The 15,107-nt window shown below is 59.5% G+C and carries 10 protein-coding genes; 1 reads left to right on the top strand and 9 read right to left on the bottom strand.

Features of this window, described 5'->3' with window-relative positions; all coding sequences use genetic code 11:
- Nucleotide 1 precedes the first annotated feature (1 nt).
- The gene (locus tag RAK1035_RS12960; protein ID WP_008282027.1) at nucleotides 2-2,038 is read left to right on the top strand and encodes a dipeptide ABC transporter ATP-binding protein; all 2,037 of its coding nucleotides are present in this window, start codon (nucleotides 2-4) and stop codon (nucleotides 2,036-2,038) included.
- Between the two features lie 96 nt (nucleotides 2,039-2,134).
- Here the strand turns inward: RAK1035_RS12960 and rpoC are convergent, their stop codons facing one another.
- The 9 genes from rpoC to RAK1035_RS12915 all read right to left on the bottom strand — a co-directional run bounded on the left by rpoC (nucleotide 2,135) and on the right by RAK1035_RS12915 (nucleotide 14,851).
- Nucleotides 2,135-6,382 (bottom strand): DNA-directed RNA polymerase subunit beta', encoded by a 4,248-nt coding sequence (gene rpoC / locus RAK1035_RS12955; RefSeq protein WP_008282026.1) that lies wholly within the window; start codon nucleotides 6,380-6,382, stop codon nucleotides 2,135-2,137.
- 111 nt (nucleotides 6,383-6,493) lie between these two features.
- A complete protein-coding gene (gene rpoB, locus RAK1035_RS12950) occupies nucleotides 6,494-10,630 on the bottom strand; it encodes a DNA-directed RNA polymerase subunit beta (protein ID WP_008282025.1) in 4,137 nt (1,378 codons plus the stop codon).
- A gap of 242 nt (nucleotides 10,631-10,872) precedes the next feature.
- Nucleotides 10,873-11,253, bottom strand: coding sequence for a 50S ribosomal protein L7/L12 (gene rplL, locus RAK1035_RS12945; protein ID WP_008282024.1), 381 nt, complete (start codon nucleotides 11,251-11,253; stop codon nucleotides 10,873-10,875).
- Nucleotides 11,254-11,327: 74 nt separating this feature from the next.
- Nucleotides 11,328-11,846 (bottom strand): 50S ribosomal protein L10, encoded by a 519-nt coding sequence (rplJ, locus tag RAK1035_RS12940; protein ID WP_037298274.1) that lies wholly within the window; start codon nucleotides 11,844-11,846, stop codon nucleotides 11,328-11,330.
- Between the two features lie 254 nt (nucleotides 11,847-12,100).
- Nucleotides 12,101-12,799 (bottom strand): 50S ribosomal protein L1, encoded by a 699-nt coding sequence (gene rplA, locus RAK1035_RS12935; protein ID WP_008282022.1) that lies wholly within the window; start codon nucleotides 12,797-12,799, stop codon nucleotides 12,101-12,103.
- A gap of 1 nt (nucleotide 12,800) precedes the next feature.
- Entirely contained in the window at nucleotides 12,801-13,226 is a 426-nt protein-coding gene (gene rplK, locus RAK1035_RS12930; RefSeq protein WP_008282021.1) for a 50S ribosomal protein L11, read from the bottom strand.
- Nucleotides 13,227-13,367: 141 nt separating this feature from the next.
- Nucleotides 13,368-13,901: a transcription termination/antitermination protein NusG gene (nusG, locus tag RAK1035_RS12925; RefSeq protein WP_008282019.1), complete on the bottom strand. Its 534-nt coding sequence runs from the start codon at nucleotides 13,899-13,901 to the stop codon at nucleotides 13,368-13,370.
- 191 nt (nucleotides 13,902-14,092) lie between these two features.
- Nucleotides 14,093-14,290 carry a preprotein translocase subunit SecE gene (gene secE / locus RAK1035_RS12920; protein ID WP_008282018.1) on the bottom strand — a complete coding sequence of 66 codons (198 nt, stop codon included), beginning with the start codon at nucleotides 14,288-14,290 and terminating at the stop codon, nucleotides 14,093-14,095.
- A 96-nt stretch (nucleotides 14,291-14,386) separates the two neighbouring features.
- Complete coding sequence (locus RAK1035_RS12915) at nucleotides 14,387-14,851, bottom strand: hypothetical protein (protein WP_232279225.1); 465 nt, start codon at nucleotides 14,849-14,851, stop codon at nucleotides 14,387-14,389.
- Between the last annotated feature and the right edge of the window lie 256 nt (nucleotides 14,852-15,107).

Raw genomic sequence — 15,107 nt, 5'->3', positions numbered from 1 at the left:
CATGAGCCAGCCCCCCCTCCTCGATATCCGGCGGCTTTGCATTGGCTTTCGTGGGCGTTCAGGTCAGGTCTTGCCTGTGCTCCACGAGGTCGACCTGACCGTGTGTCGCGGAGAAACCCTTGGGATCGTTGGCGAAAGCGGCTCTGGCAAGAGTACGCTGGCACTGGCCGCGATGGGCTATCTCAAGCACGGTCTGCAAAAGCTCTCGGGCGAGGTGATCTATGACGGGGCGGACATGTTCGCGCGTTCGGATCGGGAGCTCGCGAAAATCCGGGGGGGGCAATTGGGCCTCATTCCACAAAACTCGGGGCAATCGCTGACCCCGACATTGCGCATCGGTCGGCAAATTTTCGAGGCTCTGCGCCTGCATTGCAACCTGCCTAGGGCAGAACATCCCAAACGGGCCCGCGATCTTTTGGCCCAAGTACGCCTGCCCGATCCTGACGCCATCCTGCGGCGCTATCCGCATGAGCTTTCTGGCGGGCAACAACAGCGTGTAGCGATCGCCATGGCCCTCGCTGGCGAGCCAGACGCGCTTTTGCTGGACGAGCCGACCACCGGCCTTGATGTCACCACACAGGCGCATATCCTTGACCTGTTGCGCGATCTGGCGCGCACGCGCAACATGGCAATGGTCTATGTCAGCCATGATCTAGGCGTCATCGCGCGGGTCTGCGACCGGGTGCAAGTGCTCTATGCCGGTGAAGCCGTGCTGACAGGACCAACCCGAGACCTGCTGCGCCGTCCCGCACATCCCTATGCACGCAGCCTTCTGGCCTCTATCCCCCGCCTCGGAGACCGCACCCTGCCACGCGCATTGGAGGGACGGCCGCCGGGGCCTGCAACCGCCCGCGTGGGCTGTGCTTTTGCCCCGCGCTGTGCCTTGGCAACCGAAACCTGTCAGACAGTGCGCCCCCCCTTGGTAGAGGGTGAAGCGGGGCAAATGACCCGGTGCCATTACCCCGATCAGGTTGCGGCGATGCCCCCGGCGCAGGCAGGGCAGGCACTGACATGTTGCACGGGGGACAGTCCCCTTGCCCTATCGCTCGACAGCGTCGCAATCCGCTATGGCCGTCCCGGTGTTTTCGCGCGGCTCACAGGGCAGCCATTACCGCCCGCGACCGTGGATGGGATCACGCTGAACCTTCGGCGCGGCGAGACTTTGGGATTGGTGGGTGAATCCGGCAGCGGCAAATCCACCATCCTCAAATCCATCGCCGGTCTCTTGCCGCCTGCCAAGGGTCAGATCAGTCTTGGGGATGGCACGGCACTGCCCTCGATGGTCGAACACCGCCGCCCCGATCACTTGCGGCGCCTTCAGATGATTTTCCAGAACCCCGACGACAGCCTCAATCCGCGCCAGACGGTGCAGGACATTCTGGCACAGCCCCTCAGGCTTTATTTCGGGCTCAAGGATCGCGCCCTGCGCGACCGCGCCGCCGAATTGCTCGAAACGGTACGGCTTGGGGCACATTACCTTGACCGCCGACCGGGGCAGCTGTCGGGGGGCGAAAAACAGCGCGTGGCCGTAGCACGCGCCTTTGCCGCCGAACCAGACGTCGTGCTCTGCGACGAGATCACCTCGGCGCTCGATGTCTCGGTGCAGGCGGCGGTTCTGGAATTGCTGAACGATCTCAAAGGCCTGCATGGCACGGCTTTTGTCTTTGTCAGCCATGACCTGACCGTGGTACGGGCCCTGTCTGACCGGGTTGCAGTGCTCTATCAGGGGCGGTTATGTGAAATCGGTCCGGTTGCAGCGGTCTATACCGCGCCTTCACACCCCTATACCGAGGCGTTGCTGGGTGCAGTGCTGGAACCGGACCCGGATCTTGCACCCCGGCTTCTGGCACAGGATACGGTGGAACTGTCGCCCCCCGCGCGCGGGTGTCCGTTCCAACGCCGCTGCCCGGTCAAGCGCGGTGAGATTTGCGAAACCGAAACGCCGCCCGCGCGCGACGCTGGCAATGAGCATCTCATCCACTGCCATATTCCGGTTGCCGAATTACGTGATTTTCAATCCCTGACCCCGAAATCTTGAACGGATTTCGACAGGTTTTCTTTTTCAAAGCACGGCTCTCCCCAACGAAAAAGCCCGGTCAAAGGACCGGGCTTTTCCAAATTTCATCCGCAAATCTTACTGATCGCGGCTCTCCGGGGTTTCGACGAAATTATCAAACTCGTCGCCACCGACCACATCATTGTCGATCACAGGTGCGGCCAGAGCCGCAGCCGCAGCCGCCTCTTCCTGACGCGCCTCGATCACGATGCTGTCGCGCGCTGTCGCAATGCGGCGCATCTCTTGGGTCGCACCACCCGTGCCCGCCGGGATCAGGCGGCCCACGATGACGTTTTCCTTGAGACCGACCAGCTTGTCACGTTTGCCCTGAACAGAGGCTTCGGTGAGAACGCGGGTGGTTTCCTGGAAGGATGCCGCCGAGATGAACGACCGGGTTTGCAGCGATGCCTTGGTGATACCGAGAAGGATCGGTTCACCCATAGCCGGACGTCCGCCCTTGGCCTCAGCCTTGGCATTGGCCTCGTCAAACTCGACCTTGTCCACATGCTCGCCCTTGAGCAGCGTCGTGTCGCCCGAGTCCTGGATCTCCCATTTCTGGAGCATCTGACGCACGATGACCTCGATGTGCTTGTCGTTGATCTTCACGCCCTGCAGACGGTAAACCTCCTGCACCTCGTCGATCATGTAATTGGCAAGCGCTTCGACGCCCATGATGGCAAGAATATCATGCGGCGCGGGATTGCCGTCCATGATGTAATCGCCCTTCTGGACATAGTCACCTTCCTGCACCGGGATGTGCTTGCCCTTGGGCACCATGTATTCCACGGGCTCAAGGCTTTCGTCGGTGGGTTCGATCGTAACGCGACGCTTGTTCTTGTAGTCGCGGCCATAGCGAACATACCCGTCGATTTCCGCGATGATGGCGTGATCCTTTGGGCGACGTGCCTCAAAGAGTTCAGCCACACGCGGCAGACCACCGGTGATGTCCTTGGTCTTGCCACCTTCACGCGGAATACGCGCAATCACATCACCCGCTTGCACCTGCTGGCCTTCTTCAACCGACAGAATGGCATCCACGGACATCGGATAGGTCACAGGGTTGCCTGCGTCATTGCGCATGGGCTCACCATCTTCACCCACGATGAACACTTCGGGTTTCAGCTCGTTGCCGCGTGGTGCTGCCCGCCAATCGGTCACGATCTTTTGGGTCATGCCGGTGGCTTCGTCGGTCACGTCCCGCACAGAAACACCCGAGGTCAGGTCCACGAATTTCGCGGTGCCCGATTTCTCGGCGAGGATCGGCAGGGTGTAGGGATCCCATTCGAACAGTTTCTGACCGCGCGTAACCTTGGCCCCTTCCTTGACAAAGAGCTTGGTGCCGTAGCCGACCTTGTGGCTGGCCAGTTCGACGCCCTTATCGCCAATGATCCGGAGTTTCATGTTCCGGCCCATAACGAGGGTCTCGCCATTGGCGTTTTCCAGCGTCTGGGGTTGATCATAGGTGATCGTGCCCTCTTGGCTTGCCTCAAGGAAGGACTGTTGCCCCCCCTGCGCCACGCCGCCGATGTGGAAGGTCCGCATCGTGAGCTGTGTGCCAGGCTCGCCAATCGACTGCGCGGCGATGATGCCAACAGCCTCGCCGATGTTGACCATGGTGCCGCGCGCAAGGTCACGACCATAGCACATGGCACAGACGCCATCCTCGGCCTCACAGGTCAGCGGCGAACGCAGGCGCACAGTCTGGACAGCCGCTTCTTCCAGCGAATCCGCCATACGCTCGTCAATCAACTGGCCACGCGCGATCAAGACCGCATCGCTGATCGGATCAAAGATATCCTCAGCCGCAACCCGGCCAAGGCAACGCTCTGCCAAGGAGGCCACGACTTCGCCGTCGTTTACCGCCGCTTCAACCGTAACCGCGCGCTCGGTGCCGCAATCATGCTCGCGCACGATACAGTCCTGCGCGACGTCCACCAGACGCCGGGTCAGATAGCCCGAGTTTGCGGTTTTCAGAGCCGTATCCGACAGACCCTTACGGGCACCGTGGGTTGAGTTGAAGTATTCAAGAACGGTCAGACCTTCCTTGAAGTTCGAGATGATCGGCGTCTCGATGATGTCCCCGTTCGGCTTGGCCATCAGACCGCGCATACCGCCCAACTGCTTCATCTGAGTGACCGAGCCCCGCGCGCCCGAGTGCGCCATCATGTAGACGCTGTTGGGTTCGCGGACAGCACCGTTCTCGTCCCGCAGTTCCGCCGAAATGGTGGACATCATGGCCTCGGTGACCTGATCGTTACACTTCGACCAGGCATCGACGACCTTGTTGTACTTCTCACCTTGGGTGATCAGGCCGTCCATATACTGCTGTTCAAAGCCTTTGACCTGACTGCGGGTCTCTTCGACGATGCTCCACTTGTTGTCAGGAACGACCATGTCATCCTTGCCAAAGGAAATCCCCGCCTTGAACGCCTCGCGGAAGCCGAGAGTCATGATCTGATCGCAGAAAATGACGCTCTCTTTTTGGCCGCAATAGCGATAGACGGTGTCGATGACCTGCTGCACTTCTTTCTTGCGCAACAGACGGTTGACAAGGCTAAAGGGGGCCTTGGCATTCTGCGGCAGAAGTGCCCCAAGACGGGCCCGGCCCGGCGTGGTGACAACCCGAACCATGACCTCGTTGCCGTGCTCGTCGATCTGCGGCACGCGCACCGTTACCTTGGAATGCAGATGCACCTCGCCTGCGTCAAGCGCATGCTGCACCTCACCCAAGGACGAGAAGACCATGCCTTCACCTTTCATCCCGTCGCGCTGCAGCGTGACGTAATAAAGGCCAAGGATCATATCCTGCGACGGAACGATGATCGGCGCGCCGTTGGCGGGCGAGAGCACGTTGTTCGTGGACATCATGAGCACCCGCGCCTCAAGCTGCGCCTCAAGGCTCAGCGGCACGTGCACGGCCATCTGGTCGCCGTCAAAGTCGGCGTTGAAGGCCGAACAGACCAGCGGGTGAAGCTGGATTGCCTTGCCTTCGATGAGCACCGGCTCAAACGCCTGAATGCCCAAACGGTGCAGGGTCGGTGCGCGGTTGAGCATGACAGGATGCTCGCGAATGACCTCATCCAGAATGTCCCAAACCTCGGGACGCTCTTTTTCGACCAGTTTCTTGGCCTGCTTGACAGTGCTGGACAGGCCCTTTGCCTCAAGCCGCGAGTAGATGAACGGCTTGAAAAGCTCGAGTGCCATCTTCTTGGGCAGGCCGCACTGATGCAGTTTCAGTTCCGGACCAGTCACGATCACCGAACGACCCGAGAAGTCGACCCGCTTACCCAGAAGGTTCTGACGGAAGCGGCCCTGCTTGCCCTTGAGCATGTCCGAGAGCGATTTCAGCGGGCGCTTGTTGGCCCCGGTGATGACGCGGCCGCGACGGCCGTTGTCAAACAGCGCATCGACCGATTCCTGAAGCATCCGCTTTTCGTTGCGCACGATGATATCGGGCGCGCGCAGCTCGATCAGCCGCTTGAGGCGGTTGTTCCGGTTGATCACCCGGCGATAAAGATCGTTGAGGTCCGACGTGGCAAAACGGCCCCCGTCCAGCGGCACCAGCGGGCGCAGTTCTGGCGGAATGACCGGGATCACCGTCATCACCATCCATTCCGGACGGTTGCCGGATTCGATGAAGGACTCAACCACCTTGAGGCGCTTGATGATTTTCTTGGGCTTCAATTCGCCTGTGGCTTCCTTGAGGTCGGCGCGCAGTTGCTCGGCCTCGGCCTCGAGGTCGATATTCTGGAGCATCTCGCGGATCGCCTCGGCGCCGATATTGGCGGTAAAGGCGTCCATGCCATATGCGTCTTGCGCATCCATGAACTCTTCTTCGGTCAGCATCTGGCCATAGGTCAGATCGGTCAGACCGGGCTCGATCACCACGTAGTTTTCGAAATAAAGCACCCGCTCCAGATCACGCAGCGTCATATCCAGCATAAGACCGATGCGCGACGGCAGCGATTTCAGGAACCAGATATGGGCGCAGGGGGCGGCCAGCTCGATATGGCCCATACGCTCGCGACGGACCTTTTGCAGCGTGACTTCAACGCCGCATTTCTCGCAGACAACGCCGCGATATTTCATGCGCTTGTATTTGCCGCAAAGGCATTCGTAATCCTTGATCGGGCCAAAGATCCGCGCGCAGAAAAGACCGTCACGCTCGGGCTTGAACGTGCGGTAGTTGATGGTCTCGGGCTTTTTGATCTCGCCGTAAGACCAGCTCAGGATACGCTCCGGGCTGGCAAGGCTGACCTTGATTTCGTCGAACACCTTGGCAGGGGCCACCGGGTTGAACGGGTTGTTTGTCAGTTCCTGGTTCATTTTCAAATCCTTGAATTCGGGCGAGAGGAGGATGTGTGGCGCAGCAAACGGTGCGTTTTACCCACCCTACGTCGTGCCGTAGGATGGGTGACAACGCACCATGCGATCCGCTTACTCATCCTCCTCCGCATCCAGGAGTTCCATGTTGAGGCCAAGGCCCCGGACCTCTTTGACGAGAACGTTGAACGATTCCGGGATACCGGCCTCGAAATTGTCCTCGCCTTTGACGATGCTCTCATAGACCTTGGTCCGGCCTGCCACGTCATCCGACTTGACCGTCAGCATCTCTTGCAGGGTATAGGCGGCGCCATAGGCCTCAAGTGCCCAGACCTCCATTTCCCCGAACCGCTGGCCGCCGAACTGGGCTTTACCGCCCAGAGGCTGCTGCGTGACAAGGCTGTAGGGCCCGGTCGAGCGTGCGTGGATCTTGTCATCGACAAGGTGATGCAGCTTGAGCAGATACTTGATGCCCACGGTCACAGGGCGCGAAAACTGCTCGCCCGTGCGCCCGTCGAACAGCACCGACTGACCGCTTGTGTCAAAGCCTGCACGCCGCAGGGCGTCGTTGACATCCGCCTCTTTCGCCCCGTCAAAGACCGGGGTGGCAATCGGCACACCACTGGTCACAGTGCCTGCAGACTCGATCAGCGTGGTCTCATCCATGCTCTCGATCCCTTCGGCATAGACATCATCGCCATAAGCAATACGCATCGCCTCGCGCACAGGGGTCAGATCGCCGGAGCGGCGATAGTCCTGCAACGCCTCGTCGATCTTGAGACCGAGCGAGCGCGCGGCCCAGCCCATGTGGGTTTCCAGAATCTGACCCACGTTCATCCGGCTCGGCACGCCGAGCGGATTGAGACAGATATCAACCGGTGTCCCATCCGCAAGGAACGGCATGTCCTCGATCGGGATCACCTTGGAGACCACACCCTTGTTGCCGTGACGACCGGCCATCTTGTCACCCGGCTGCAGCTTGCGCTTCACCGCGATAAAGACTTTGACCATCTTCATGACACCCGGCGGCAGATCATCGCCGCGACGGACTTTTTCGACCTTGTCTTCGAACCGTGCATCCAGCGTGCGCTTTTGCGCCTCATACTGATCATGCAGCGCCTCGACGATTTTGGCGTCGGCCTCGTCCTTCAGGGCAAGCTGCCACCACTGGCCCTTGGTCAGCGTCGAGAGCAACTCTTCGGTGATGTCCGAATTCGCCTTGACGCCCTTGGGGCCTTTCACGGCAACCTTGCCCATGATCAGAGTGCGCAGACGGGCATAGATGTTGCGATCCAGGATCGCCAGCTCGTCGTCGCGGTCGCGCGCCAGACGCTCGACCTCTTCGCGCTCGATCTGAAGCGCGCGCTCGTCCTTTTCCACACCGTGGCGGTTGAACACCCGCACTTCGACGACTGTGCCGTAATCACCCGGCTTGACGCGCAAGGACGTGTCGCGCACGTCGCTGGCCTTTTCGCCAAAGATGGCGCGGAGGAGTTTTTCCTCCGGCGTCATCGGGCTTTCGCCCTTGGGGGTGATCTTGCCCACAAGGATATCGCCCGGCTCAACGTCAGCACCGATATAGACGATGCCCGCTTCGTCGAGGTTGCGCAGAGCTTCCTCGCCGACGTTCGGGATATCGCGCGTGATCTCTTCCGGCCCGAGTTTGGTATCGCGGGCGGCGACCTCGAATTCCTCGATATGGATCGAGGTAAAGACGTCGTCGCGCACGATCCGCTCCGAAATCAGGATCGAGTCTTCGTAGTTATAGCCGTTCCACGGCATGAAGGCCGTGATCACGTTCTTGCCAAGCGCCAGTTCGCCCATATCGGTGCAAGGACCATCAGCGATGACCTCGCCCTTCTGGACAGTATCGCCCACCTTGACCAGCGGCTGCTGGTTGATGCAGCTGTTCTGGTTCGAGCGCTGGAACTTGCGCATGCGGTAGATGTCCACGCCCGGATCGCCGATTTCAAGATCAGCGGTGGCACGGATCACGATCCGCTGTGCATCGACCTGGTCGATTACCCCGGCCCGTTTCGCCATGATGGCAGCGCCGGAATCGCGGGCAACGACGCCCTCGATACCGGTGCCGACCAGCGGCGCCTCGGCGCGCAGTGTCGGAACCGCCTGACGCTGCATGTTAGAGCCCATCAATGCGCGGTTGGCGTCGTCATTCTCAAGGAAGGGAATGAGCGAAGCCGCGACCGAGACAAGCTGCTTGGGGCTCACGTCGATCAGGTCCACACTCTCGCGCGGGGCGAGCATGTATTCGCCCGACTGACGGGTCGAGACCAGATCGTTAACGAACCGCCCGCCCTCGTCGAGATTGGCGTTGGCCTGCGCCACAGTGTGGCGCATCTCTTCTGTGGCGGACATGTACTGCACTTCGTCCGTCACCTGACCGTCGATCACCTTGCGATACGGCGTTTCGATAAAGCCATATTTATTGACCCGCGCAAAGGTGGCGAGGCTGTTGATCAGACCGATGTTCGGCCCTTCCGGCGTCTCAATCGGGCACATCCGGCCATAGTGGGTCGGGTGCACGTCGCGCACCTCAAAGCCCGCGCGTTCGCGTGTCAAACCGCCCGGCCCGAGCGCCGAAAGACGGCGCTTGTGGGTGACTTCCGACAGCGGGTTGGTCTGGTCCATGAACTGCGACAGCTGCGAAGAGCCGAAGAATTCACGTACCGCCGCCGCTGCCGGCTTGGCGTTGATCAGATCCTGAGGCATCACCGTGTCAATCTCGACCGATGACATACGCTCTTTGATCGCACGTTCCATCCGCAGAAGGCCAACGCGATACTGGTTCTCCATCAATTCGCCGACCGACCGGACCCGGCGGTTGCCGAGGTGGTCGATATCGTCAATATCGCCCTTGCCGTCACGCAGTTCCACCAACGCCTTGACGCAGGCGACGATATCATCGCGATCCAATGTGCGCTGAGTATCCGGCTTATCGAGATTCAGACGCATGTTCATCTTGACCCGGCCAACGGCGGACAGGTCATAGCGTTCCGCATCAAAGAACAACGTATCAAAGAGCGCCGCCGAGGCCTCTTCGGTGGGCGGCTCGCCGGGGCGCATGACGCGGTAGATGTCCATGAGCGCGCTCTCGCGGTTCATGTTCTTGTCCGCTGCCATGGTGTTGCGGATGTAAGCGCCGACGTTGATGCCGTCGATATCGAGAACCGGAATGTCCGTGATCCCGGCGTCAAGCAGGTCTTGCAACGTGCCACCCGAAATCTCGCCATCCTTGCCATACTCAAGCGTCAGCTCATCGCCCGCTTCGACATAGATTGCGCCGGTCTCTTCGTCGATGATGTCGCGCGCCACGAACTTGCCAACGATATGCTCGAACGGCACCAAAAGCTCGGTGACATTGCCCTCGTCGATCAGCTGCTTGACCGCGCGCGGCGTGATCTTTTTGCTCGCTTCAAAGATCACTTCGCCGGTATTGGCATCAATCAGGTCATAGGTCGGGCGGGTGCCGCGCACGCGCTCGGGGAAGAACTTGGTGACCCAGCCCTTTTTCTTTTTCAGCTTGTAATCAACGGTGTCGTAATAGGCATTCATGATGCCTTCTTGATCGAGACCAAGCGAATACAGCAGCGTTGTCACCGGCAATTTGCGGCGACGGTCGATACGGGCGAACACGATGTCCTTGGCGTCAAACTCAAAGTCCAACCACGACCCGCGATAGGGAATGATCCGGCAGGTAAACAGCAGCTTGCCCGAAGAATGGGTCTTGCCCTTGTCATGGTCAAAGAACACGCCGGGGCTGCGGTGCATCTGGGATACGATCACGCGCTCGGTGCCGTTGACCACAAAGGTGCCATTGGGCGTCATCAGGGGCATATCGCCCATGAACACGTCTTGTTCCTTGATATCTTTGACCGATTTGGCGCCGGTATCTTCGTCGATATCGAACACGATGAGACGCAGCTTGACCTTGAGGGGCGCCGCATAGGTCATGTCGCGCTGCATGCACTCATCGACGTCATACTTGGGCTTTTCCAGCTCATAGCTGACGAATTCCAGCACGCTGGTTTCGTTGAAATCCTTGATCGGAAAGACCGACTGGAAGACGCCCTTGATGCCCTCGCCGTCCTGCGGCTGGGGCTGGTCGCCGGATTTCAGGAACAGGTCATACGAGGATTTCTGAACCTCGATCAGATTCGGCATCTCCAGCACTTCGCGGATTTTGCCGTAATATCTGCGCAAGCGTTTCTGGCCAAGGAAGCTTTGAGCCATGGTCGATGTCACCTTTCATTTCTCACCGGTCGCGCGTGCTGTTGGGGCTCAGCACCGCGTCCATCCGAGACGGCTGGGTTTGATCCATTCATGGCCATCGTCCCAATGACAGCCTCCCGATCATATAAACCTCGCCTTAGAAAAGCCCCGTCTTGTGCAGGGCCTCTCTGAGACAGGTTTGGCCGGAACCGGGAAACCCCGGTTCCAGCCTTAAAATCCTGTGCGGGTTGCCCCGACACGGATTACTTGATTTCGACCTCTGCGCCAGCTGCTTCCAGCTTGGCTTTGATATCGTCGGCCTCGTCTTTCGAGACTTGCTCTTTGACAGCTTTGCCGCCTGCGTCGACCAGGTCTTTGGCTTCTTTCAGGCCCAGACCGGTGATTGCGCGCACTTCCTTGATCACGTTGATCTTGGAGGCACCAGCCGACTTCAGGATGACGTCGAACTCGGTCTGCTCTTCAGCATCCGACCCGCCAGCATCGCCCGCCGGGCCAGCCATCATGATCGCGCCGCCAGCAGCGGGCTCGATACCATATTCATCCTTGAGGATGGTTTTCAGTTCTTGTGCTTCGAGAAGCGTCAGACCAACGATCTCTTCTGCCAGTTTCTTCAGATCAGCCATTTTTGACTCTTTCCGTTTTCTAGATGTGTTCCAACGTCGGGAAGACAACCCCTACGCGGTGATTACAGTTTGCCTTACGCGGCCTCAGCCTTTTCGATGATCGTCGAAAGGATGCCCGCGATATTCGAAGCAGGCGCGCCAATCGCACCGGCGATGTTCGAAGCAGGTGCGCCGATACAGCCCACGATCGAAGCAATAAGCTCTTCACGCGAGGGCATTTTCGACACGGCTTCGACGCCGGCCCGGTTCAGAGCCGTGCCACCCATGGCCCCACCAAGGATTTCGAACTTTTTGTTCGCCTTGGCAAAGTCCTCGCACACCTTGGCGGCTGCCACGGGGTCCTCGGAGAAGGTAAGCACGGTCATGCCCGTGAGGTAGTTCGCAATGCTTGCGCACGGCTTGCCCTCAAGGGCGATCTTGGCGAGCTTGTTCTTGGCTACACGAACTGATGCCTCTGCCGCACGGGCGCGGGCACGCAGATCCTGCATTTCGGCAACTGTAAGACCCGCGTAGTGGGCGACCACTACAACGCCAGAGCTTTCAAAGATCTGGCCGAGTTCCTCGACCACTTTCTCTTTCTGGGCTCTATCCACAGTTTCACTCCAAATTTGGGGGTCTCCCCCCGGCTCAGTTTTTGCCGCTCCCGAAGGGTCGGCGTTCGGGTCCAAAACACGGGTCCCGAGGCCAAGATCACCCGAGGACGCAAGCCCCGGCTGGAAATCTCATCTCGTTCCCCATCTCAGGAAGGATTTATTCAGGCGGATGCCTGAACCCTCCGTCTCGGACAGGACAAGGCCAAACTCGGCCCTGCCGTTTATCCCCGGATCAGTGATCCGGGAACAAATTCTTACTCGACAACAGCGCTGTTGACGTCGACCGTCACGCCTGCGCCCATGGTGGACGAGAGCGAGATTTTCTTGACGTAAGTGCCCTTGGCACCGGTCGGCTTGGCGCGCTGCACAGCAGACACAAAGGCGCGCACGTTCTCGGCCAGTTTGGCCGCATCGAACGACGCCTTGCCAATACCGGCATGCACAACACCGGCTTTTTCAGCCTTGAACTGTACCTGACCGCCCTTGGCATCCTTGACCGCCTGCGCGACATCCATCGTCACCGTCCCGATTTTGGGGTTCGGCATCAGGTTGCGCGGGCCCAGAACCTTGCCCAGACGACCCACGATGGGCATCATGTCGGGGGTGGCGATGCAGCGATCAAAATCAATCTTGCCGCTCTGGATGGTCTCCATCAGATCCTCTGCGCCGACGATATCGGCACCGGCCGCCTGAGCCTCATCAGCCTTGGTGCCGCGTGCAAAGACTGCAACGCGCACGGTCTTGCCGGTGCCATTGGGCAGACCGACAACGCCGCGCACCATTTGGTCGGCGTGGCGGGGATCAACCCCAAGGTTCATCGAGATTTCGACGGTTTCGTCGAATTTAGCGGTCGCATTACCTTTGATCAGGGCAATCGCGTCTTCGACGCTCATGTTGTCCTTGCCGTCAAAGGCTTCACGCAGGGCGCGGGTCCGTTTTCCAAGCTTTGCCATCTTACTTTACCTCGATGCCCATGGACCGCGCGCTGCCCAGAATGATCTGCATAGCGGCGTCGATGTCGTTCGCGTTCAGGTCTTTCCACTTGGCTTCCGCGATTTCGCGCACCTGCGCGATGGTCACGGTGCCAGCAGACGCACGACCCGGGGTCTTGGACCCGGATTGCAGCTTGGCCGCTTTCTTGAGGAAATAGGACGCAGGCGGCGTCTTGATCGCCAACTCAAAGGACTTGTCCTGATAGTAGGAAATCACGACAGGGCACGGTGCGCCCGGCTCAAGATCCGCAGTCTTGGCGTTGAACGCCTTGCAGAATTCCATGATATTGATGCCGCGCTGACCCAATGCAGGGCCTACGGGCGGGCTGGGGTTGGCTTGCCCGGCTTTCACCTGCAGCTTGAGCGTCCCGATAAGTTTCTTGGCCATATGGCCTCTCCTTTTGGTCCAACACCATCGGGGCGCGCCCCTCTGGCTCTCGTGTTGTGTGGTGCGGCTTGGTGGCCGCGGCCACCTTACCTCCCACGGCTCTGATCCGGGCCACCGCTAGGTGGCACCGGACAACCCAAATCACATCTGTTTCGTGACCTGAGTGAATTCCAGTTCGACCGGCGTTTCCCGGCCAAAGATCGACACCGAGACCTTGAGGCGCTGGTTGTCTTCGTCCACTTCCTCGACCATGCCGTCGAAATCCTCGAACGGGCCGTCGTTAACCTTAACCTTCTCGCCGATCTCGAAGTGGATCAGGGTGCGCGGGCTTTCTTCACCCTCTTGCACTCGGTTCAGGATCGCGTTCACCTCGGCGTCCCGCATCGGCATCGGGCGGCCCTGCGGCCCCAGAAACCCGGTAACACGGTTAATCGAGCTGATCAGGTGATAGCCACGATCCGACATCTCCATATGCACCAGCACGTAACCGGGCATGAAGCGACGCTCGGCGGTCACTTTTTTTCCACGACGGATCTCGATCACCTCTTCGGTGGGAACCAGAACTTCGTCGATTTCATCCTCAAGGCCGTTCTCGGTGACGGACTGTCTGATTTGCTCGGCGATCTTCTTCTCGAAATTCGAGAGAACACTGACCGAGTACCACCGCTTTGCCATCGTCGCCCTATGCCTTTGTTCTTACCGATACAGTGATCGGATTTCCGTATTCTTTCAGACCCTTGAGCCTGCACCACCTAAAACAAAAATCGGCGCGCAACACGAATCGCCGCGCGCCATGTTTCAGAGTGTGGGGTCAACTACCCCTGATTGCCTGCGAATTCAAGAGCCTGAACAAGATTTTCGCCGTCTCAGCCGAACAGGCTCAGCACCCCTTGCAAACCACTACGGATGCCCAAGTCGACCAAGGCAAAGAAGATCGCCGTAATCGTGGCCATGATAAACACCATGACCGTGGTCAGCATCACCTCACGGCGGTTAGGCCAAACGACCTTGGCCACTTCCGAGCGGACCTGCTGAATGAATTGAACCGGGTTCGTGCGTGCCATCTGCGCTGTCTTCTCTGAATTTGATGCTCAGCGCGACATACGCGGGCTGGCCCGCGAATTCAAGGGCAGAAGGCAGCGGCCCCCTGCCCTGCTGTCTCAGCGTGTCTTGGGCGCGATCCGCTCGAACGGATCCGGACGATCGGCAAAAACATCAGGCTCTGGTTCGCGGCGCAGACGCAGTTCGGGCAAAGCGCGTCGCTGTTCCAGCAAACGCGCCATCCGCCGCGTCACCCGCGACCGAAGATGAGTCATGCGTTCGGGGCCAAAGAGAGCATATCCGAGAAAGACCATCCAGAACCCAATGAACATGGCGATCAACACCGGCATGGGCTGCCACAGGACCAAAGCGAAAGCGGCCAGCCATCCAGCGTGATGCGGCTTCAGTTTTAAGGCACGAGGGCGCAAGTTCATAACGCGCGAAAGAACGGCGGCGCGCCGTTTGGGCGTCTGCGCCCGAACCGGCTCCAGATGTTCAACAGGCACATGCGGCGCGAGGTCAGGAAGAACGTGCCGACGTGTCTTGCGCCGCTCTTCTGTCAGAATTTCGCGAATTGTGGACATCGCATTTTCCACTGCCTGTTCGGTCGAGACAGCATCAGCGGGTGAACGACCCGGCAATTCGGAATTGTGATGTGAAAAATACGTCTTTTGGTTCGGAACCCGCGGCAAATGCGTTTCCATGGCAGCTATCCCCTATTTCTTCCACGCCCCCACGCGGATCGGCCTCAGTCCCCCCGGACGTCGAAACCGATTAATGGTCGTGATGGGGCGCAATTGCGGCAAAAACATGGCAAACCGCCGGCGAAAATGCGGCATG

The sequence above is a fragment of the Roseovarius sp. AK1035 genome (genome assembly GCF_003288315.1).
GTDB lineage: Bacteria > Pseudomonadota > Alphaproteobacteria > Rhodobacterales > Rhodobacteraceae > Roseovarius > Roseovarius mucosus_A.
Note: the sequence above shows the minus strand (reverse complement) of the source record. Positions and strands in the feature narration are given on the sequence as shown.